14 protein-coding genes are annotated in these 22170 nt (G+C 68.7%); 10 read left to right on the forward strand and 4 right to left on the reverse strand.

Annotated elements, in window-relative coordinates; translation table 11 throughout:
- Nucleotides 1–52 precede the first annotated feature (52 nt).
- Complete coding sequence (locus tag ACZ4Z2_RS07095) at nt 53–1126, forward strand: lytic polysaccharide monooxygenase auxiliary activity family 9 protein (protein WP_468073206.1); 1074 nt, start codon at nt 53–55, stop codon at nt 1124–1126.
- A gap of 278 nt (nt 1127–1404) precedes the next feature.
- Here the strand turns inward: ACZ4Z2_RS07095 and ACZ4Z2_RS07100 are convergent, their stop codons facing one another.
- Nucleotides 1405–5202 (reverse strand): GH92 family glycosyl hydrolase, encoded by a 3798-nt coding sequence (locus tag ACZ4Z2_RS07100; RefSeq protein WP_468073208.1) that lies wholly within the window; start codon nt 5200–5202, stop codon nt 1405–1407.
- A 483-nt stretch (nt 5203–5685) separates the two neighbouring features.
- On the opposite strand from ACZ4Z2_RS07100, the gene ngcE reads away from it, so the two are divergent.
- The 9 genes from ngcE to ACZ4Z2_RS07145 all read left to right on the forward strand — a co-directional run bounded on the left by ngcE (nt 5686) and on the right by ACZ4Z2_RS07145 (nt 18070).
- Nucleotides 5686–7155: an N-acetylglucosamine/diacetylchitobiose ABC transporter substrate-binding protein gene (gene ngcE / locus ACZ4Z2_RS07105; RefSeq protein ID WP_468073210.1), complete on the forward strand. Its 1470-nt coding sequence runs from the start codon at nt 5686–5688 to the stop codon at nt 7153–7155.
- A 140-nt stretch (nt 7156–7295) separates the two neighbouring features.
- Nucleotides 7296–8225, forward strand: a complete 930-nt coding sequence (locus ACZ4Z2_RS07110) for a carbohydrate ABC transporter permease (RefSeq protein ID WP_468073212.1) — start codon at nt 7296–7298, stop codon at nt 8223–8225.
- A gap of 19 nt (nt 8226–8244) precedes the next feature.
- Entirely contained in the window at nt 8245–9177 is a 933-nt protein-coding gene (locus tag ACZ4Z2_RS07115; RefSeq protein ID WP_468073214.1) for a carbohydrate ABC transporter permease, read from the forward strand.
- A 209-nt stretch (nt 9178–9386) separates the two neighbouring features.
- Nucleotides 9387–10586, forward strand: a complete 1200-nt coding sequence (locus ACZ4Z2_RS07120; RefSeq protein ID WP_468073216.1) for an ROK family transcriptional regulator — start codon at nt 9387–9389, stop codon at nt 10584–10586.
- Between the two features lie 136 nt (nt 10587–10722).
- Nucleotides 10723–11808, forward strand: a complete 1086-nt coding sequence (locus tag ACZ4Z2_RS07125; protein WP_468073218.1) for a sugar ABC transporter substrate-binding protein — start codon at nt 10723–10725, stop codon at nt 11806–11808.
- 270 nt (nt 11809–12078) lie between these two features.
- Nucleotides 12079–12870 carry an ATP-binding cassette domain-containing protein gene (locus ACZ4Z2_RS07130; RefSeq protein ID WP_468073220.1) on the forward strand — a complete coding sequence of 264 codons (792 nt, stop codon included), beginning with the start codon at nt 12079–12081 and terminating at the stop codon, nt 12868–12870.
- Nucleotides 12867–14222 (forward strand): sugar ABC transporter permease, encoded by a 1356-nt coding sequence (locus tag ACZ4Z2_RS07135; RefSeq protein ID WP_468073222.1) that lies wholly within the window; start codon nt 12867–12869, stop codon nt 14220–14222. Before ACZ4Z2_RS07130 ends, ACZ4Z2_RS07135 begins: the two co-directional genes overlap by 4 nt.
- Before the next feature lie 223 nt (nt 14223–14445).
- Nucleotides 14446–16365, forward strand: coding sequence for a 1-deoxy-D-xylulose-5-phosphate synthase (dxs, locus tag ACZ4Z2_RS07140; protein WP_468073224.1), 1920 nt, complete (start codon nt 14446–14448; stop codon nt 16363–16365).
- A gap of 184 nt (nt 16366–16549) precedes the next feature.
- The gene (locus ACZ4Z2_RS07145) at nt 16550–18070 is read left to right on the forward strand and encodes an amino acid permease (RefSeq protein WP_468073226.1); all 1521 of its coding nucleotides are present in this window, start codon (nt 16550–16552) and stop codon (nt 18068–18070) included.
- A 166-nt stretch (nt 18071–18236) separates the two neighbouring features.
- Here the strand turns inward: ACZ4Z2_RS07145 and ACZ4Z2_RS07150 are convergent, their stop codons facing one another.
- The 3 genes from ACZ4Z2_RS07150 to ACZ4Z2_RS07160 all read right to left on the reverse strand — a co-directional run bounded on the left by ACZ4Z2_RS07150 (nt 18237) and on the right by ACZ4Z2_RS07160 (nt 22070).
- Entirely contained in the window at nt 18237–18605 is a 369-nt protein-coding gene (locus ACZ4Z2_RS07150) for a PIN domain-containing protein (RefSeq protein ID WP_468073228.1), read from the reverse strand.
- A 121-nt stretch (nt 18606–18726) separates the two neighbouring features.
- Complete coding sequence (locus tag ACZ4Z2_RS07155) at nt 18727–20856, reverse strand: 3-hydroxyacyl-CoA dehydrogenase NAD-binding domain-containing protein (RefSeq protein ID WP_468073230.1); 2130 nt, start codon at nt 20854–20856, stop codon at nt 18727–18729.
- Entirely contained in the window at nt 20853–22070 is a 1218-nt protein-coding gene (locus ACZ4Z2_RS07160) for a thiolase family protein (protein ID WP_468073232.1), read from the reverse strand. The genes ACZ4Z2_RS07155 and ACZ4Z2_RS07160 overlap by 4 nt, the downstream gene beginning before the upstream one ends.
- Between the last annotated feature and the right edge of the window lie 100 nt (nt 22071–22170).

The following is a 22170-nucleotide window of genomic DNA, read 5'->3' on the forward strand; positions in this document are numbered from 1 at the left end:
GCACATGCGCACACGCACGTTCCTCAAGGCCGTACACCAAGGAGCGTTTGTCATGCCTGTGACAACATTGCGATTAAGGCTGCCCAGGCGCCACCGGGCGCTGCTGCTCGTCCTGCTGGCCCTCGTGACCACGATCCCGGCGCTCGGCCTGGTGGTCACCGCCGGCAGCGGCAAGGCGGAGGCGCACGGCACGCCGATGAAGCCCGGCAGCCGTACCTTCCTGTGCTGGCAGGACGCGCTGACCGACACCGGTGAGATCAAACCGGTCAACCCGGCCTGCCGGGCGGCGCAGCAGACGAGCGGGACGACCCCGTTCTACAACTGGTTCTCGGTGCTCCGCTCGGACGGTGGCGGCCGCACCCGGGGCTTCGTCCCGGACGGCCAGCTGTGCAGCGGCGGCAACACCAACTTCGCCGGGTTCAACACGCCCAGCAGGGACTGGCCGTTGACCCACCTCACCGCCGGCGCGAACGTCGACTTCTCGTACAACGCGTGGGCGGCGCACCCGGGTTGGTTCTATGTGTACATCACCAAGGACGGCTTCGACCCGACGAAGACGCTCACCTGGAACGACATCGAGGACCGGCCGTTCCTGAGCGTCGACCACCCGCCGCTGAACGGCAGCCCGGGCACGGTCGAGGCCAACTACTCCTGGCGGGGTCAGCTCCCCGCGAACAAGTCGGGCCGCCACATCATCTACATGGTCTGGCAGCGCTCCGACAGTCAGGAGACCTTCTACTCCTGCTCCGACGTCGTCTTCGACGGCGGCAACGGCGAGGTGACCGGCATCAAGGAGCCCGGCAACCCCACCGAGCCCGTTCCGGGCCAGTGCACCGCGACCCGCCGTACGACGGGCACATGGAGCGGCGGCTACCAGTCCGAGGTCGTCGTCAAGAACACCGGTCAGGTGCCGATGCTCGGCTGGATGGTCGACTGGACCCTGCCGAGCGGCCAGAAGGTCGACAGCCTCTGGAGCGGCAGCGCCACCTACAGCGGACAGAACGTGATGGTCCACAACGCCAACTGGAACGGCTCATTGGCTCCGGGCGCGACGGCGACCTTCGGGTACGTGGTCCAAGGGCCGGGAGGTGATTCCAGTACGACATTGCCCTGCCGGGTGGGCTAGGGGCTGAGCGCTCCGGCGAGGCCCTGAGGTGCTCGGGCGGACCGGGTGGGCGGGCGGTGCGTGCCCACCCGGTCCGTGAGCCGGGCCGGTACGGGGGAAACCGGCCCGGGGGGAATGGTTCGGGGAGACCACCGGCAGTCCGGGCAGACAACGTTGTCGAGTGGTCTATACAACACCTTATCCCGTCAACAACCCACCCCGTCAAGTCAGTTGGGGCCCGACGACGGGTCGCCGGGCCCCACGCCTACTCCACAGCGGCCCCCACCTCCCCGCCGGTGTCACGACAGCAGTTCCACCTCCGCGAGGGTGGACGGGGTGTCCAGGACCAGGCGGTAGTGGGGATAGGCCCTCGGGACGGGTACGGAGAACGCGCGGGTCTGGCGGTTCCAGGTGAAGGACTCACCGGAGCGCCTGTCGAGGGTCCGCCAGGTGGTGCCGTCGGCCGAGCCCTGGAGGGTCCAGCCGGTGGGGGCCTCGGTGCGGTCGGCGGACGTCAGGGTGTACTGCACCGCCCTGGTGCGGGCCGGCACCGGCAGGTCCGCCGTCGTCAGCGTCGCCTTCGTCGACGACGTGTCGTCGAACAGCTCCCCGTCGCCCTCGATGGCGTCCGAACGCGGCGACGGCACCTTGTCGTCCTTGGTGATCGACACCGGCGCGGCGTTCTCGCCCGTGCCCCAGCGCGACGGCCTCGGGCCCATGTCGAACTCCAGCACCCCGCCCTTCGCGATCAGCGCGTGCGGCAGGGACGTCGACCGCCACGCCTTGCCGTTGACCTTCAAGCCCTGAACGTAGAGGTTCCTCGCACTGTTCTTCGGGGCCCGCACCACCAGGTCCCTGCCGTTCTCCAGATGGACCGTCGCCTTGGTGAACAGGGGCGAGCCGATCGCGTACTCGCCGCTGCCCATCACCAGCGGATAGAAACCGAGCGCCGAGAAGAGGTACCAGGCCGACTGCTCGCCGTTGTCCTCGTCGCCGTGGTAGCCCTGCCCGATGCCGTTGCCGACGTACAGCCGCGACAGCACCTCGCGCACCTTCTCCTGCGCCTTCCACGGCTGCCCCGCCGCGTCGTACATGTAGATCGCGTGGTGGGCGACCTGGTTGGAGTGGCCGTACATCCCCATCCGCACGTCCCGCGCCTCGGTCATCTCGTGGATGACACCGCCGTAGGAGCCGGTGAGGTCGGGCGAGGCCGTCTCCGGGGTGGAGAAGTAGGTGTCCAGCTTCCTCGCCAGCCCGGACCGGCCGCCGTACAGGTTCGCCAGGCCCTTGCCGTCGTGTGGCGCGGAGAACGCGTAGCCCCAGCCGTTGGTCTCCGTGTAGTCGTGACCCCAGACCCGCGGGTCGTACGCCGACGAGTCCAGCCGCCACTTCCCGGTGCCGTCCCGGCCCTGGAAGAACCCGGCCTCCTTGTCGAACAGCTGCACGTAGTCCCGCGCCCGGTCGAGGAAGTACGCCGACTCCTCCCGGTACCGCTTCTCACCCGTCCTCTCGTACAGGGCGCGGCCCATCCGGGCGATGCCGTAGTCGTTGAGGTAGCCCTCCAGCGCCCAGGACAGGCCCTCGTGGGTGTCGGTGCTGGTGTAGCCGAGGAAGGGGGAGGAGGCCATGCCCTTGCGGCCGACGCCCGGGTTCGGCGGGACGACGGTGGCGTTCTTGACGGCCGCCTCGTACGCCGCCTTCGCGTCGAAGTCGACGCCCTTGACGTACGCGTCCGCGAACGCCACATCCGACGAGGTGCCCGTCATCAGGTCCGCGTACCCGGGGGAGGACCAGCGGGAGGTCCAGCCGCCGTCCTTGTACTGCTGCACGAAACCGTCGACCAGCTCGCCCGCCCGCGACGGCGTCAGCAGCGCGTACGCGGGCCAGGTCGTCCGATACGTGTCCCAGAACCCGTTGTTGACGTACACCTTGCCCTCGACGATCTTCGCGCCCGTGTGCGTCGGGGTGTCCGGGCCCGGCATGGGGGAGAACGGCGAGGCGTACCGGTAGGACGAACCGACCCTCTCGAAGCCCGAGTTGGGGTACAGGTACAGCCGGTACAGGTTGGAGTACAGCGTGGTCAGCTGGTCGGGGGTCGCGCCCTCGACCTCCACCCGGCCGAGGAGCCGGTCCCACTGCGCCCGCGCCCGGTCCCGGACCGTCTCGAAGCCGGTGCCCTCCGGGATCTCCTGGCGCAGATTGTCCTTCGCCTGTTCGAGGCCGATCAGGGACGTGGCCAGGCGGAGGGTCACCGTCCGGTCCGCGCCCGCGTCGAAGCGGAGACGGCCCCTCACCCCGGAGGAGTCGCCGCCCGTCACCGGCGCGTCGAACACCCCGTACACGAAGAGGCGGGTCGCGCCCGTCGACAGCCCGGACTTCACATCCGAGAATCCCGTGACGACCCCGGCCTCCTTGTCGAGGGTCAGACCCGCCTGGTCCGTGACGTTGTCGAAGAGGACGCTCGCGTCGTCACCCGGGTAGGTGAAGCGGAGTGCCGCCGCGTGATCCGTCGGCGCCATCTCCGCCCTGACGCCGTTCTCGAAGCGGACCCCGTAGTAGTACGGCCGCGCCGTCTCGTTCTCGTGCCGGAACGCCAGCGCCCGTGCGGTACGGCCCAGGTCAGGGGTGCCGGAGGCGGCCGACGGCATCACCTGGAAGGTCTGCCGGTCACCCATCCAGGGGCTCGGCTCATGACTGGCACTGAACGCCTGGATGGTGGGCAGGTTGTCCGCGTTGTTGGCCCGCGCGTAGTCGTAAAGCCAGCTGAGCGAACCCGCGTTGGTGACCGGCGTCCAGAAGTTGAAGCCATGCGGGACCGCCGTCGCCGGGAAGTTGTTGCCGCGCGAGAAACCGCCGCTGGAGTTGGTGCCCCGCGTGGTGACCGCGTAGTCGGAGAGGTGTGCCTTCGGCCGCTCGGGCGCCCGCACCCGCAGGGTCACGTCGTCGAGCCAGCCGCGGAACTTCGCCGGCCCCTTCGGCGAGTCGTACGCCACCAGGACCCGGTCCACCGTCTTCCCGGCCGCGACCGACCCGATCCGGGAGACGACGTCGTTCCACTGGTTGACGTACAGCACCTTCGCCGCGCCCTGTCCGCGCGGCGTCAGGGGGAATCCGTGCTGGTCGACGGCGCGCAGCTCGCTGAGCGAGGTGCCGTCCGTGAAGACCAGGTCGACGGCGACACGGGTGGCGTCGTAGTCGAGGTCGCCGTCCGCCATGGACGGGAAGATCCGGTACGCCAGTTCGGTGTCCCGCCCGACGGCCACGTCCACGTCGAAGACCTTGTTGTAGGAGTACGCCCGCCCGTCCGCCGTGTGCCGGCCCGCGTACCGCAGCGCCCGTTTGCCGGTGAAGCCCATGCCGGCCTTGGCGGTCGCCGAGCCGCTCGGGCCGCGGTCGGTGTGGGTGCGCATCTCCTTCGGCGCGGGCGCCTGGCCGCCGCCCGTGGAGAACTGCACGTCGGCGAGCTGGGTGATGGCGGAGGCCCCGTTGTTCCGGGTGATCTCCAGCCGGAAGTGCCGGTAGCCGGCGACCGCGTCGGCGGCGATGTCGTACGACTTGGTCAGATACCGCTCGGGGAACGACTCGCCGGTGCGGGTGTCGAGGGTCCGCCACTCCTTGCCGTCGGTGGAGCCCTTCAGGGTCCAGTCCTTCGGGTCGCGCCCCTCGGCGTCGTTCGCCGAGGTGAGCGCGTACGTCACCACCTCGGCGGGTCTGTCGAGGTCGAACTCCACCCAGCCGGTGGGCTGGAAGGACAGCCACTTGGTGCCCGGCTCCCCGTCGACCAGGTTCTCCTTCACCTCGCCCCCGGACGCGTTCTCGCCGCTCGCCCGGACCTCGGTCACCCGGTCGGTGATGTTGCCCGGGATGCCCGAGGCGTAGCCGCCGTCGACGCCTGAGGCGCGGGGTGAGCCATCCGGCGCGGTGTCGACGGTGTCGGTCCAGTCCGGTGCCGGATCCCCCGACTCGAAGGAGGAACGGAACTCCCGGCCGGCCGTGGCCGGCCTGTCCGGTAAGGCGACGGCGGCCCCCTGCGAGGCCGCCACCAGAGCGAGTGCGGCGGCGCCGAGCGCCGCCGTGGAACCCCATCCGTGCCGCATGCGCGAGCACCCTCCCTGCGCCTGATCACCTCGCTGGACCGCCTGGACGACCCGGGGATGACCAGAAGTGGACAACGTTGTCTGTCGTGGTGCGCAGGGACCAGTAGTGGTTCAAGTGGCGAGTGGTGTCAAGGGTGTTGAGCGAGCCATCCGGGTCGATCGGCGGGGAATTCCTGGTCGAGCGCCGCACGGGCGTCCGTATTTCCGCGAGGTCTCAACTCGGAAAAGACCGACGGCCAACCTTGCATTCGATCTTGCTCCCCTGGCGGGAAGTGGACTATACCTGTCGGCGTCCGCATCGTGGTCGCACGCGTGCGGACGGGCACTACCTGGGGGGAATTACCGGTGGGCGCGGACGTGTCCGCGCGCGGACCGCCGTCTTGCCCCTGTTGAATCCTCACGCACGACCCCAGCTTGAACCGATCGCGGTGCCGGGAGGATCCGGTTCACCGCCTGAGTCCTGGAGAAGGCGAGGACTTGAGCATGGGATCCACGACCGCTGAGAACAACGAACCCGAGGCCACCGGCACCACCACCGCGGAGGGTGTGGGCCGCCGCGATCTGATCAAGCGATCCGCCGCGCTGGGCCTGATCACCGTCCCCACCATGAGCTTCCTGTCCGCCTGCGCGAGCGGCGGCGGTGACGACGACACGTCCGAGGACACCCAGGGCGAGACGTCGAAGTCGAACCCCTTCGGCGTCAAGAAGGGCAGCAAGCTCGACGTCGTCATCTTCAAGGGCGGCTACGGCGACGCCTACGCCAAGGCATGGGAGGCCTCCTTCCAGAAGAAGTGGGGCGTCACCTCCACCCACACCGGCACCCAGGAGATCACCGGCAAGCTCCAGCCCCGGTTCAACGCGGGCAACCCGCCGGACATCGTCGACGACTCCGGCGCCCAGCAGATCCCGATCGACGTCCTCTACAAGAACGACCAGCTCCTCGACCTGGCCGCGGTGCTGGACGCCCCCTCGATCGACGACCCCGCCAAGAAGGTCCGCGACACCCTCATCCCCGGCACGCTCGACGCGGGCATGCAGGAGGACAAGATCGTCGCCCTCAACTACATCTACACGGTGTGGGGCCTGTGGTACTCCGGCAAGCTCTTCAAGGAGAACGGCTGGGAGGAGCCCAAGACCTGGGCGGACTTCCTGACCATCTGCAAGGAGGCCAAGGCCAAGGGCATCGGCGGCCTCGCCCACCAGGGCAAGTACCCGTACTACATCAACGTCGCCATCATGGACCTGATCGCCAAGACCGGCGGTCTGGAGGCCATGAAGGCCATCGACAACCTCGACCCGAAGGCGTTCGTCGGCTCCGACGCCGCGAAGGCCGGCGTCGAGGCGATCTACGAGGTCGTCGAGAAGGGCTATCTGATGCCCGGCACCAACGGCCTCACCCACACCGAGTCCCAGACCCGCTGGAACCAGTACAAGGCCGTCTTCATCACCTCCGGCTCATGGCTGGAGAACGAGCAGCTCAAACAGACCCCGGCCGACTTCGACATGAAGTTCATGCCGATGCCGCTGCTGCCCGACAGCGTGATGCCCTTCGAGGCGATCCGGGCCGGTTCCGGTGAGCCCTTCATCATCCCGGCCAAGGCGAAGAACCTGCCCGCCGCCAAGGAGTTCATGCGGATGATGCTGTCCAAGGAATGGTCGACGCTGTTCGCCAAGGAGGCGAACTCCCTGACCATCCTCAAGGACGGCGTCGACCCCGGCGTACAGCTGCGGCCCGGTACGCAGTCCACGGTCGAGGCGTCCAAGGCCGCCGGGGACAACACCTTCCGTTACCTGTACACGGAGTGGTACAGCGAGATGGACACGGCGATCCAGAACGCGTCGAACGAGCTGATGGCCAAGCGGATCCAGCCGGCCGAGTGGCTGAAGCGGGCGCAGGCGGCCGTGGACAAGCAGGCGAAGGACCCGGACTCCAAGAAGAACCACCGGGACTGAGCGTGCCTTCGGGCGTCGTGGGGGGCCGAGTGGTGCGGTGGACCGCCGGTTCACCGCGGAAGGCTCGAAACGCGCGGCTCCCCGCGCCCCCGAAACGTGCGGGCCTTTCGTCTCACGGAACCCAAGGCAGGATCACGCCAATGCGCAAAGGGCAGTACCGGTTCGTCGCGGGGTTTTTGATCATCCCCGTGGCGCTCTATCTGATCTTCGTCATCTGGCCCTACGTCCAGACCTTCGGCTATTCGCTGACGGACTGGCGGGGGCAGTCGCAGACGTTCCATTTCGTCGGACTGGACAACTACACCGCGTTGTTCCAGGACGACATCTTCCTCCAGGCCATCTGGCACAACATCCTGTTCCTGGTGTTCATCCCGGTGATCACCATCCTGCTCGCGCTGTTCTTCGCGTTCATGCTGAACGCGGGCGGCCGTGGCCGGGCCGGCGGTGTCTCGGGGGTCGCCGGGTCGGGCTTCTACAAGATCGTCTATTTCTTTCCGCAGGTCCTGTCGCTGGCCATCCTCGCGGTGCTGTTCGGCGCCGTGTACCGCAGTGACAGCGGCGGCATGCTCAACGGCTTCCTCATGAAACTGGGGCTGGTCGACGAGAGCGGCCCCGTCGAATGGCTGAACGAACCGAATGTCGTGCTCTGGGCGCTGATCGCGGTCGTCGTCTGGCACGGCGTCGGCTTCTATCTGGTGCTGTTCTCCGCCGCCATGCAGGCCATTCCGAGGGACATCTACGAGGCCGCGCTGATCGACGGCGCCGGCCGCGCCCAGACCTTCTTCCGGATCACCCTGCCCCTGCTCTGGGACTCCGTGCAGACCGCCTGGGTCTACCTCGGCATCGCGGCGATGGACATGTTCATCCTCGTCTCCACGATGACGGCGGGGGAGTACGGCGGCGGCCCCGATCACCACAGCGAGGTCATGGCGACGGTGATGATGCGGAACTTCCTGCTGTACGGCAAGAGCGGCTACGCCTGCGCCATGGGCGTGGTGATGCTGCTCCTCACCCTGATCGTGTCGGTGGTCATGCTGCGGGCCACCCGCCGTGAACGCATCGAGTTCTGAAGCCGGAGATGACGGAACGATGAGCGCACCCCTCAAGACCGCCTCCGCCGGCGACTCGGCCCCCACCGGTCCGGCCGTGACCAAGGGCCGGCCCGGTCCCGGTGACGAACGCGGCGAAGGCGTCGTCCTGAACGTCTTCTCGCACGGATTCCTCGCCCTGTGGGCCCTGATGATCGTGCTGCCGCTGCTGTGGCTGATCCTCAGCTCCTTCAAGACCGACGCCCAGATCGGCGGCTCGGCCTTCGGCTGGCCGGAGAACTGGTCCCTGGAGGTGTTCTCCCGCGCCTGGGACAAGGGCATCGGCGACTACTTCCTCAACACGGTCATCGTGCTCGTCTTCTCCGTGCCGCTGACCATGCTGTTCGGCTCGATGGCCGCGTACGTCCTGGCCCGCTACCAGTTCTGGGGCAACCGGCTGCTGTACTTCTTCTTCGTCGCCGGCGCCATGTTCCCGGTGTTCCTGGCGCTGGTCCCGCTGTTCTTCATGGTCAAGCGCCTCGACATGCTGAACAGCTACCAGGGGCTGATCCTGGTCTACGTCGCCTACTCGCTGCCGTTCACCGTGTTCTTCATGCACGCCTTCTTCCGGACCCTGCCCACGGCGGTCTTCGAGGCGTCGATCCTGGACGGGGCCTCCCACACCAGGACCTTCTTCCAGGTGATGTTGCCCATGGCGAAGCCGGGCCTGATCAGCGTGGGCATCTTCAACACCCTCGGCCAGTGGAACCAGTACATCCTGCCCACCGTCCTCATGCAGCCGCAGAGCGGCGACGACCCCGAGCGCTACGTCCTCACCCAGGGTCTGGTCCAGCTCCAGCAGCAACAGGGTTACGCCTCTGACCTGCCCGTTCTCTTCGCCGGTGTCACCATCGCGATGATCCCCATGCTCGTCGTCTACCTCTCGTTCCAGCGCCAGGTGCAGGCCGGCCTGACGTCGGCGACCCTGAAGTAGTAAGGAGGACCTCCGGACGACCCCGACGTAGCGCCTCAGTGACATTTAGTGGTCAATAGGCGACGCCAGTTTCCGTCAAGGACTTGACTGCGGTAACCCGTTCAGCGGAGCTTGGAGTTCACAACTTGTAAGTGACCCGGGATCCGCGGCTTTGACCTGGGTCACGGGCGGCGGGGGCCGTCCGGCCTGGGACAGGAGTGGATGAGTCGATGGAGACTCCGGGGTCGCAGTCGTCGCTGCACCGAGCAAATCTCGAACGCGTCGTCCGGGCGGTGCGTCTCGCCGGCTCGCTCACGCAGGCGGAGATCGCCAGGACGACGGGCCTGTCCGCGGCCACGGTCTCCAACATCGTCCGTGAACTGAAGGACGGCGGAACAGTCGAGGTCACGCCCACATCGGCGGGCGGACGCCGGGCTCGCGCGGTCTCGCTGAGCGGGGACGCCGGGATCGTCATCGGGGTGGACTTCGGGCACACCCATTTGCGCGTCGCGATCGGGAACCTCGCTCATCAGGTGCTGGCCGAGGAGTCCGAGCCGCTCGACGTGGACGCCTCCTCCGCCCAGGGGTTCGACCGGGCGGACCAGCTGGTCACCCGGTTGGTCGAGGCCACCGGAGTGGACCGGACGAAGATCGCCGGCGTGGGCCTCGGCGTGCCCGGCCCGATCGACGTCGAGTCCGGGACGCTGGGCTCCACCGCCATCCTGCCGGGCTGGACCGGCACCAACCCCGCCGCCGAGATGCGCCACCGCCTGGGCGTACCGGTCCACGTGGACAACGACGCAAACCTCGGCGCCCTCGGCGAGCTGGTGTGGGGCAGCGGGCGCGGGGTGCGCGACCTGGCCTACATCAAGGTGGCCAGCGGTGTCGGCGCCGGCCTGGTGATCGACGGCAAGATCTATCGGGGCCCCGGTGGCACAGCGGGAGAAATCGGGCATATTACTCTTGATGAATCCGGACCGGTCTGCCGCTGCGGAAACCGCGGCTGCCTGGAGACCTTCGCCGCCGCACGCCATGTGCTGCCGCTCCTCCAGTCCAGCCACGGGACCGATCTGACGATGGAAGGCGTCGTGCGGTTGGCGAGGGACGGAGATCCGGGCTGTCGCCGGGTGATCGCCGACGTCGGCCGCCACATCGGAAGTGGAGTCGCCAATCTCTGCAATCTGTTGAACCCGAGCCGCGTGGTCCTCGGTGGCGATCTCGCCGAGGCCGGGGAGTTGGTGCTCGGGCCCATAAGGGAGTCGGTCGGCCGGTACGCGATCCCGAGTGCGGCACGTCAACTCTCGGTGTTGCCAGGGGCACTTGGCGGTCGCGCGGAGGTTCTCGGAGCCCTCGCGCTGGCCCTCAGCGAGATGGGTGATTCGACCCTTTTGGACGGAACCTTGACCGCAGCGGCTCCTGCCTTCACTTAGAGAACGAAACGCGCCGTTGCCAAGCCGTTAAGGATTTACTTCTTGACGTCGTACGTGTGGCCGAGTTGACTTCCAGCCACCTCGGCCGCAGTGCTGCGGCCCGTGTCAGGGAGGCACAACCCAAATGAACGCAACGATGCGTAGAGTCGTGATCGGCGCCACCGCGGTTTCGCTGGCGCTCTCCGTGGCTGCCTGTGGGAAGGCCGGCGACGACAACGACTCGGACAGCGGCAGTGGCTCGGACAAGAAGTCCATCGGTCTGCTCCTGCCCGACAACGTCACCGCGCGCTACGAGAAGTTCGACAAGCCGTACTTCGAGGCGAAGGTCAAGGAGCTCTGCTCCGACTGTGACGTCCAGTACGCGAACGCTGCCGCTGACCCGAACAAGCAGGCTCAGCAGATGAGCACCATGGTGACCAAGGGCGTCAAGGTCATCGTCGTCTCCGCCCAGGACTCCGCCGCGATCAAGTCCTCCATCCAGTCCGCGGTGGACAAGGGCGTCAAGGTCGTCGCCTACGACCGTCTCGCCCAGGGCCCGGTCTCGGCCTACGTCTCCTTCGACAACGTCAAGGTCGGCGAGCTCCAGGGCCAGGCCCTGCTCGACGCCCTCGGTGACAAGGCGACCAAGAAGTCCAAGGTCGTCATGATCAACGGTGACGACGCCGACCCGAACGCCGGCCAGTTCAAGGAAGGCGCCCACAAGGCGCTGGACGGCAAGGTCGACATCGCCTACGAGCAGTCCGGCCTCTGGAAGGACACCGTCGCCGCCGAGAAGATGTCCGCGGCGATCACCCAGCTGGGCGCCAAGAACATCGCCGGCGTCTATGCCGCCAACGACGGCATGGCCGGTGGCATCGCCAACACCCTCAAGGGTGCGAAGATCGGTGACATCCCGCTGACGGGCCAGGACGCCGAGCTCGCCGCCATCCAGCGGATCGTCGCCGGTACCCAGTCCTCCACGGTCTACAAGGCGTACAAGCCGGAGGCCGACACCGCCGCCGAGCTCGCCGTCGCCCTGCTCGAGGACAAGGACGTCAAGTCCCTGGCCGACTCCGAGGTCACCAGCGGTTCCGGTGACAAGGTGCCCGCGAAGCTGCTGACGCCGGTCTCGGTCACCAAGGACAACATCAAGGACACGGTCGTCAAGGACAAGCTGTACACGGTGGCGGACATCTGCACCCCCGAGTACGCCAAGGCCTGCAAGTCCGCCGGCCTGGAGTAGTCACGCCACGCTCGTCACCCGGTCCGGGTCCCGCCGAGGGCCCGGGCCCGGACGGCCGAGCGGCCCCGTGAAGCCCCGCCGGCGCCCGCCCCGCCAACAGACCCCGCTGCGGGGCGGGCGCCGGACGGAACCCGCTGCCGAGCGCGGCGGATCCAGACATGTCCATTCTGTAAACCACCGTGCGAGACGCGGCCCTTCCCGCCGCGATCCGCACGTCACTCCGCGCACACCCCCAAGCGCGGCATCCCCGCCGGTCAGGCGGCGAAGGAGATGGTTCACGTGTCCGCTACGCCCGTGCTGGCGTTGCGCGGAGTCTCCAAGCGATTCGGTGCGGTCCAGGCCCTCACCGATGTTGATCTGGAGGTCCACGCCGGAGAAGTGGTCGCCCTGGTGGGCGACAACGGCGCAGGTAAGTCGACCCTGGTCAAGACGATCGCGGGTGTCCACCCCATCGATGAGGGCGTCATCGAGTGGCAGGGCGACCCGGTGAGGATCAACAAGCCGCACGACGCCCAGGGACTCGGCGTCGCGACGGTCTACCAGGACCTCGCGCTCTGCGACAACCTCGACGTCGTGGGCAACCTCTACCTCGGTCGCGAACTGCTGCACCGTGGCGTCATCGACGAGGTGACGATGGAGAAGAACTCCCGCGAGCTGCTGTCCACGCTCTCGATCCGCATCCCGAGCGTGCGCATCCCGATCGCGAGCCTGTCGGGTGGTCAGCGCCAGGTCGTCGCCATCGCCCGCGCCCTGATCGGCGACCCCAAGCTCGTCATCCTCGACGAGCCCACCGCCGCCCTCGGTGTCGAGCAGACCGCGCAGGTCCTCGACCTGGTCGAGCGGCTGCGGGAGCGCGACCTCGCCGTCATCCTCATCAGCCACAACATGGCCGACGTCAAGGCGGTCGCCGACACCGTCGCCGTGCTGCGGCTGGGCAAGAACAACGGCTCCTTCCCCGTGAAGGACACGAGCCACGAAGAGATCATCGCCGCGATCACGGGTGCCACGGACAACGCCGTGACCCGTCGCGCGGGGCGGCGCACCGCGGAGGCGGCAAAGTGAGTGACACGTCCAAGACCGTGAAGAGCGACTCCGCCACGACCGGCAAGGTCACCAAGGACGAGGGCGTGGTGGATCAGCAGGACACCGTCGCGCCCGCCGACGACCCCACGGCGGCCCCGGTCTCCGTCACGGACCCGCGGCTGCTGATCCGTGAGGAGGGCCTCAAGGGTTACCTCACCGAGTTCAAGCGCAAGGTCAAGGGCGGCGAGCTGGGCTCGCTGCCGGTGGTCATCGGCCTGATCGTCATCTGGACGATCTTCCAGCTCCAGAACGACCTCTTCCTGAGCGCCGACAACCTCTCGGACATCAGCTACTTCCTCTCGGCCACCGGCATGCTCGCCATCGGCCTGGTCTTCGTGCTGCTGCTCGGCGAGATCGACCTGTCCGTGGGTTCGGTCAGTGGTCTGGCCTCCACCCTGTTCGCCGTGCTCGCGGTGAACCAAGGCTTGAACGCCTGGTTGGCGTTGCTCCTCGCGATCCTCACCGGTATCGCCATCGGCGCGCTGCACGGCTGGTTCTTCGCCAGGATCGGCGTACCCGCGTTCGTCGTCACCCTGGCCGGCTTCCTCGGCTGGAACGGCGTGATGCTGTGGCTGCTGGGTGACAGCGGCACGATCAACATCCCCTCCGACGAGGGTCCGGTCCGCCTGCTCGGCAAGAGTTCCTTCTTCATGGACCAGGCCATCATCGGCGCGTACATCCTGGCCGGCCTCGGCGTGGTGCTCTGCCTCGTCGGCAACATCAACGAGCAGCGCCGCCGTCGGGCCGCGGGTGTGCCGTTCCGGCCGACCAGCGAGATCGCGCTGCGGGTCGGCGCGCTCGCCGTCGTGTCCTTCGTCGCCGCCGCCGTGCTCAACGACGCGGCCGGTGTCTCCAACGCGCTGGTGATCTTCCTCGCCGCGCTGGTGATCGTGGACTTCGTGCTGCGGCGCACCACGTACGGCCGTCAGGTGTTCGCGGTCGGTGGCGGTATCGAGGCGGCCCGTCGTGCCGGCATCAACGTGCCGATGGTCCGGATCACCGTGTTCGCGATCTCCGGCATGTTCGCGGCGATGGGCGGGATGTTCTTCGCCGGTCAGACCGCGAGCGCGACGCTCTCCGCCGGTGGCGGCAACACGCTGATGCTCGCGATCGCCGCCGCCGTCATCGGTGGCACCAGCCTCTTCGGCGGACGTGGATCGGTGTGGTCGGCCCTCCTCGGCATGCTCGTCATCCAGTCGATCACGACGGGCCTGAACCTGCTGAACATGAACACGTCGATCCAGTACATGATCACCGGTGCGGTGCTCCTGGGCGCCGTGGTCATCGACTCGGTCTCCCGCAAGAGCCAGAAGGCGGCGGGTCGCGCGTAGACGGCAGGCGGCCCTCGCACAGAAGAAGTGCCCGGTATCGAATCCGATGCCGGGCACTTCTCTTGTGGGTCGGACGTTTTCGTGTGCGGGGACCGGTGCAGGATGGTTTACGGCCGTTCGCGCGATGCGGGTTCCCCCCGCCCGGCGGTCGGCGGTGCACGCGGAAGATTAGACTTCGACGAGCCCGGCAACGCTCGAACAGCACTATTGCAAGGAGGCACGGGTGCCGCTGCTGACCCGCATCAGGGGACCGCGCGATCTGGACCGGCTCAGCCTGGAGGAGTTGGACCAGCTGGCGGAGGAGATCCGGACCTTCCTCGTCGAGGCGGTGTCGAAGACCGGCGGTCACCTCGGCCCCAACCTCGGTGTGGTCGAGCTCACCATCGCGCTGCACCGTGTCTTCGACTCGCCGAAGGACAAGGTGCTGTGGGACACGGGCCACCAGTCCTACGTCCACAAACTCCTCACCGGCCGACAGGACTTCTCCCGGCTGAAGATGAAGGGCGGCCTGTCCGGCTACCCCTCGCAGGCCGAGTCCGAGCACGACGTCATCGAGAACAGCCACGCCTCGACGGTCCTCGGCTGGGCCGACGGCCTCGCCAAGGCCAACGAGGTGCTGAAACGCGACGACCACGTGGTCGCCGTGATCGGTGACGGCGCCCTCACCGGCGGCATGGCCTGGGAGGCGCTCAACAACATCGCCGACGCCAAGGACCGGCCCCTGGTCATCGTCGTCAACGACAACGAGCGCTCGTACGCGCCGACCATCGGCGGCCTCGCCAACCACCTCGCCACCCTGCGCACCACCGACGGGTACGAGCGGTTCCTGGCCCGCGGCAAGGACCTGCTGGAGCGCACGCCCGTCGTCGGCCGACCGCTCTACGAGACGCTGCACGGCGCCAAGAAGGGCCTGAAGGACTTCATCGCCCCGCAGGGCATGTTCGAGGACCTCGGCCTCAAGTACGTCGGACCGATCGACGGGCACGACATCGAGGCTCTGGAGTCCGCTCTCTCGCGCGCCAAGCGCTTCGGCGGCCCGGTCATCGTGCACTGCCTCACCGAGAAGGGCCGCGGCTACCAGCCCGCCCTCCAGGACGAGGCGGACCGCTTCCACGCCGTCGGCAAGATCCACCCGGACACCGGTCTGCCGATCGCCTCCTCCGGCGCCGACTGGACCTCCGTCTTCGGCGAGGAGATGGTCAAGCTCGGCAAGGAGCGCGAGGACATCGTCGCCATCACGGCGGCCATGCTCCAGCCCGTCGGCCTCGACAAGTTCGCCAAGGCGTTCCCCGAGCGCGTCTACGACGTCGGCATCGCCGAGCAGCACGGCGCGGTCTCCGCGGCCGGCCTCGCCACGGGCGGTCTGCACCCGGTCTTCGCGGTCTACGCGACCTTCCTCAACCGCGCCTTCGACCAGGTCCTGATGGACGTCGCCCTCCACAAGTGCGGGGTGACGTTCGTCCTGGACCGGGCCGGCGTCACCGGCACCGACGGCGCCTCCCACAACGGCATGTGGGACATGTCGATCCTCCAGGTCGTCCCCGGGCTGCGGCTCGCCGCGCCGCGCGACGCCGACCAGGTGCGGGCGCAGCTGCGCGAGGCCGTCGAGGTCACGGACGCGCCGACCGTGGTGCGCTTCTCCAAGGGCGCCGTCGGCCCCGCCGTACCGGCCGTGGGCCGGGTGGGCGGCATGGACGTGCTGCGCGAGCCGGGCACCGACACGCCGGACGTGCTCCTCGTCTCCGTCGGCGCCCTCGCGCCGATGTGCCTGGAGATCGCCGCCCTGCTCGACAAGCAGGGCATCACCACCACCGTCGTCGACCCGCGCTGGGTCAAGCCGGTCGACGAGCACATGGCTCCGCTCGCCGACAAGCACCGGGTGGTCGTCACCGTCGAGGACAACTCCCGTGTCGGCGGCGTCGGGTCGGCGATCGCGCAGGCCCTGCGGGACGCGGGCGTCGACATCCCGCTGCGTGACTTCGGCATCCCGCCGCGCTTCCTGGACCACGCCTCCCGCGCCGAGGTGATGGCCGAGATCGGCCTCACCGCGCCCGACATCGCCCGCCAGGTCACCGGGCTCGTCGCCAAGCTCGACGGCCGGCTGGACGGCACGCCCTCCGAGGTGGAGCCCGCGCGCGACTGACCTGCCCGACTGGGCCGTTCGGGCCGGTCCCGCCATCCTTTACGGTGGTGAGACCGGCCCATTCGCGTGAAACCGCCCGTGCCGGGGCATACGCTCCCCCAGCTCTCGGCTTCGCTCGACCCGGGGGGACCCCCATCGCCCCCTCTCGATCATGTCGAGGACAACAAGCGTGGGAGGTATCCCTGTGAGCAGCACACTCTTCCGGACGAAGAGGGTCGAGCAGTCCATCCTCGATACCGAGGAGCCCGAGCACGCGCTCAAGAAATCCTTGTCCGCGCTGGATCTGACGGTCTTCGGCGTCGGCGTCATCATCGGCACCGGCATCTTCGTCCTCACCGGTACGGTCGCGAAGAACAACGCCGGGCCCGCGGTGGCCCTCGCGTTCGTCGCGGCCGGCGTCGCCTGCGCGCTGGCCGCGCTCTGCTACGCCGAGTTCGCCTCCACGGTCCCCGTGGCGGGGTCGGCGTACACCTTCTCCTACGCCTCCCTCGGTGAACTTCCCGCCTGGATCATCGGCTGGGACCTGGTCCTGGAGTTCGCGCTCGGGACGGCGGTGGTGGCCGTCGGCTGGTCCGGCTACATCCAGTCGCTCATGGACAACGCGGGCTGGGAGATGCCCGCGGCCCTGGGCAGCAGGGAGGGCGCCGGCGACTTCGGCTTCGACATCCTCGCCGCCGCGCTCGTCCTGGTCCTCACCGTCATCCTCGTGATCGGCATGAAGCTGTCCGCGCGGATCACCTCGGTCGTCGTCGCCATCAAGGTCGCCGTCGTGCTGACCGTGATCGTCGCGGGCGCGTTCTTCATCGAGGGCAAGAACTACGACCCGTTCATCCCGAAGGCGCAGACCGTCGAGGCCGGTGGCAGTCTCCAGGCGCCGCTGATCCAGCTGATGTTCGGCTGGGCACCCTCCAACTTCGGTGTGATGGGCATCTTCACCGCCGCCTCGGTGGTGTTCTTCGCGTTCATCGGCTTCGACGTCGTCGCCACCGCCGCCGAGGAGACCAGGAACCCGCAGCGTGACATGCCGCGCGGCATCCTCGGCTCGCTGCTCATCTGCACCACGCTGTACGTTCTCGTGTCGATCGTCGTCACGGGCATGCAGCACTACAGCCGGCTGTCCGTCGACGCACCGCTCGCCGACGCCTTCAAGGAGACCGGGCACCCCTGGTTCGCGGGCTTCATCAGCTTCGGCGCCGCCGTCGGCCTGACCACGGTCTGCATGATCCTGCTCCTCGGCCAGACCCGTGTCTTCTTCGCGATGAGCCGCGACGGACTGCTGCCGCGCTTCTTCTCCCAAGTCCACCCGCGGTTCAAGACCCCGCACCGGCCGACGATCCTGCTCGGTGTGATCATCGCGATCCTCGCCGGCTTCACCCCGCTGACCGAACTCGCCGCCCTGGTGAACATCGGCACCCTGTTCGCCTTCGTAGTCGTGGCGATCGGTGTGATCATCCTCCGCAGGACCCGTCCCGACCTGCACCGCTCCTTCCGTACCCCGTGGGTGCCGGTCGTCCCGATCCTGTCGGTGTGCGCCTCCCTGTGGCTGATGATCAACCTGCCCGCCGAGACCTGGGTGCGGTTCGGGCTGTGGATGGCCGCCGGGTTCGTCGTGTACTTCCTCTACGGCCGCTCGCACAGCCGCCTGGGCCGCCGCGAGGAGACCGAGCCGGGCGACGTCATCGAGCCGCCGGGACGCGGCGCCTAGGAGCCGCCGGCCCGCCCCTCGGACCGTCCGCCTGACCCGACGTCACCGACCGGCGGCGAGGGCCCCCTCCGGCCCCGCACGGCCCCCCTCCGGCCCCGTACGGCCCCTTTCCGGGGCCTGTGCGGGGCCGGACCGCGTGGGCGGCAGCCGTCAGCCGTGTCAGGTGTCAGGCGCCGCCGCGTACCGTGCGCGGGCCCGCCACCTCGGCGCCCAGTTCCCCGACCCGGCGGCGCAGTTCGCGGTCGGCGGTGACGACGAGGGTGGGGCGGTCCCGGCCCTCCTCGGCGACGAGCCGGACGATACGGTCGTCGCCGCTGCCGGGGGCCGCCTCGACCCGTACCCCGGGGACGGACTCCACGCCGCGGGCCGCGCCCTCCACAACCAGGACGAGCTCCACCGGCTCGTCCCGGCCCGCCACCCCGTCCCGGGCGAGCCGGTCCCGCAGACGCTCGGCCGCGCCGCGCCGGTCGCGCCACCAGCCGTCGGGGACGGATCCGATGACGTTCGCGGCGTCGATGATCACGAGGGTCGTCATGCTTCCCCATTGTGGACCCGGGGCGGCCCCGCCGGTCGGCCGCCCACCGGCGGACCGGCGGGGCCGGGGAACAGAAAGAGGGCCTCCGTCCGGGACGGAGGCCCTCTTCACCCGCCTACGGTCACACGGGGACCGAAGCCACGCCCGGCTCCAGGAACTTCTTGCCGTTCACCCGCTCGCTGACGCCCTCGCGGTCCAGGTACGGCGTGATGCCGCCCAGGTGGAAGGGCCAGCCGGCGCCGGTGATCAGGCAGAGGTCGATGTCCTGCGCCTCGGCGACGACACCCTCGTCGAGCATCAGGCCGATCTCCTGCGCCACGGCGTCCAGCACCCGGGCCCGCACCTGCTCCTCGGTCAGGACGACGTCGCCCTGCTTCAGGAGCGCGGCGACCTCCGGGTCCAGCTCCGGCTTGCCGGAGTCGTAGACGTAGAAGCCGCGCTTGCCCGCCTTGACGACGGCCGCGAGGTTCGGGGAGACCGTGAAGCGGTCCGGGAAGGCCCGGTTGAGGGTCTCCGAGACGTGCAGACCGATCGCGGGACCGACCAGCTCCAGCAGGACGAGGGGAGACATCGGCAGGCCCAGGGGCTCCACCGCCTTCTCCGCGACCTCGACCGGCGTGCCCTCGTCGATGACGTTCTGGATCTCGCCCATGAAGCGGGTGAGGATGCGGTTCACGACGAACGCCGGGGCGTCCTTCACCAGCACGGCGGTCTTCTTCAGCTTCTTGGCGACGGCGAAGGCCGTGGCCAGCGAGGCGTCGTCGGTCTGCTCGCCGCGGACGATCTCCAGCAGCGGCAGGATCGCGACCGGGTTGAAGAAGTGGAAGCCGACGACCCGCTCGGGGTTCTTCAGCTTCGACGCCATCTCGGTGACCGACAGCGAGGAGGTGTTGGTGGCGAGGATCGCGTGCGCCGGGGCGACCGCCTCGACCTCCGCGAACACCTGCTGCTTGACCCCGATCTCCTCGAACACGGCCTCGATGATGAAGTCCGCGTCCGCGAAGCCCTCGGCCTTGTCCAGGACACCGGAGACCAGCGCCTTGAGACGGTTGGCCTTGTCCTGGTTGATGCGGCCCTTGAGTAGCAGCTTGTCGATCTCGGCGTGGACGTAGCCCACACCCTTGTCGACGCGCTCCTGGTCGATGTCGGTCAGCACGACCGGCACCTCCAGGCGGCGCAGGAACAGCAGCGCGAGCTGCGAGGCCATCAGACCGGCGCCGACGACACCCACCTTCGTGACCGGACGCGCGAGCGACTTGTCCGGCGCGCCGGCCGGGCGCTTGCCGCGCTTCTGCACCAGGTTGAAGGCGTAGATGCCGGCGCGCAGCTCGCCACCCATGATCAGGTCGGCGAGCGCCTTGTCCTCGGCGTCGTAGCCCTGCTGGAGGTCGCCGTTCTTGGCGGCGGCGATGATGTCCAGCGCGCGGTAGGCGGCCGGGGCCGCACCGTGCACCTTGGAGTCCGCGATGAAGCGGCCCTTGGCGACGGCCTGGTCCCAGGCCTCACCGCGGTCGATGACCGGGCGGTCGACGACGATCTCGCCCTTGAGGACGGACGCCGTCCACAGCAGCGACTGCTCCAGGAAGTCGGCGCCCTCGAAGAGCGCGTCGGCGATCCCCAGCTCGTAGACCTGCACGCCCTTGAGCTGCTTGTTCTGGTTGAGGCTGTTCTCGATGATCACCGAGACGGCCTTGTCGGCGCCGATCAGGTTCGGCAGCAGCGTGCAGCCGCCCCAGCCGGGGACCAGGCCGAGGAAGACCTCGGGGAGCGAGAACGCCGGGAGGGCCGCGGAGACGGTCCGGTAGGAGCAGTGCAGACCGACCTCGACACCGCCGCCCATCGCGGCGCCGTTGTAGTACGCGAAGGTCGGGACGGCGAGGGTGGACAGCCGCTTGAAGACCTCGTGGCCGCCCTTGCCGATGGCGAGCGCGTGCTCGTGCTCCTTGAGGAGCTCGACGCCCTTGAGGTCGGCGCCGACCGCGAAGATGAACGGCTTGCCGGTGATGCCGACACCGACGATCTCGCCGGCGGCGGCCTCCTTCTCGACCTGGTCGATGGCGGTGTTCAGGTTCGCCAGCGACGCCGGGCCGAAGGTGGTCGGCTTGGTGTGGTCGAAGCCGTTGTCCAGCGTGATCAGCGCGAAGCGCCCGGCGCCGAACGGCAGGTCGAGGTGGCGTACGTGCGCGCTCGTCACGACCTCGTCCGGGAACAGCTCCGAAGCCTGCTTGAGAAGCTCGGCGGTGGTGGTCACTTGTCCCCCTCGAAGTGCGGGTTCTCCCAGATGACGGTGGCGCCCATGCCGAAGCCGACGCACATGGTCGTCAGGCCGTAGCGGACGTTGGGCTGCTCCTCGAACTGGCGGGCCAGCTGCGTCATCAGACGGACGCCGGAGGAGGCCAGCGGGTGACCGAAGGCGATCGCGCCGCCGTACTGGTTCACCCGGGCGTCGTCGTCGGCGATGCCGTAGTGCTCCAGGAAGGCGAGGACCTGGACGGCGAACGCCTCGTTGATCTCGAACAGGCCGATGTCGTCGATGGTGAGGCCCGCCTGGGCGAGCGCCTTCTCCGTGGCCGGGATCGGGCCGTAGCCCATGACCTCGGGCTCGACACCCGCGAAGGAGTACGCCACCAGGCGCATCTTCACCGGGAGGTCGTGCTCGCGGGCGAAGTCCTCGCTGGCGATGATCGAGGCGGTGGCGCCGTCGTTCAGACCGGCCGCGTTACCGGCGGTGACCCGGCCGTGGACGCGGAACGGCGTCTTCAGGCCCGCGAGGTTCTCGAGGGTCGTGCCCGGACGCATCGGCTCGTCGGCGGTGACCAGGCCCCAGCCGGTCTCGCCGCCCTCGGGGTTGGTGCGGCGCACCGAGATCGGCACCAGGTCCTGCTGGATCTTGCCGTTGGCGTACGCCTTGGCGGCCTTCTCCTGCGAGCGCACGGCGTACTCGTCGGCGCGCTGCTTGGTGATGGTGGGGTAGCGGTCGTGCAGGTTCTCGGCGGTCATGCCCATGAACAGGGCGGACTCGTCGACCAGCTTCTCGCTGACGAACCGCGGGTTCGGGTCCACGCCCTCACCCATGGGGTGGCGGCCCATGTGCTCGACACCACCGGCGATGGCGACGTCGTAGGCGCCGAAGGCCACGGAACCGGCGACCGTGGTGACGGCGGTCAGGGCGCCGGCGCACATGCGGTCGATGGAGTAGCCGGGCACCGACTGCGGCAGACCGGCGAGGATGCCCGCCGTGCGGCCGATGGTCAGGCCCTGGTCACCGATCTGCGTGGTCGCGGCGATGGCGACCTCGTCGATCTTCGCCGGCTCCAGACCGGGGTTGCGGCGCAGCAGCTCCCGGATCGCCTTCACGACGAGGTCGTCGGCGCGGGTCTCGTGGTAGATGCCCTTCGGGCCCGCCTTGCCGAACGGGGTGCGGACGCCGTCGACGAAGACGACGTCCCTGACGGTACGAGGCACGATGGCTCTCCTCCAGGGTGCGGGATGGCACTACTGCTGCACGCCACGCTGAGCGCGCGCTCAGGCCCATGCTACTTACGAGTAACCGGACTGCCCACCC

Source organism: Streptomyces sp. NPDC030183 (genome assembly GCF_055573455.1).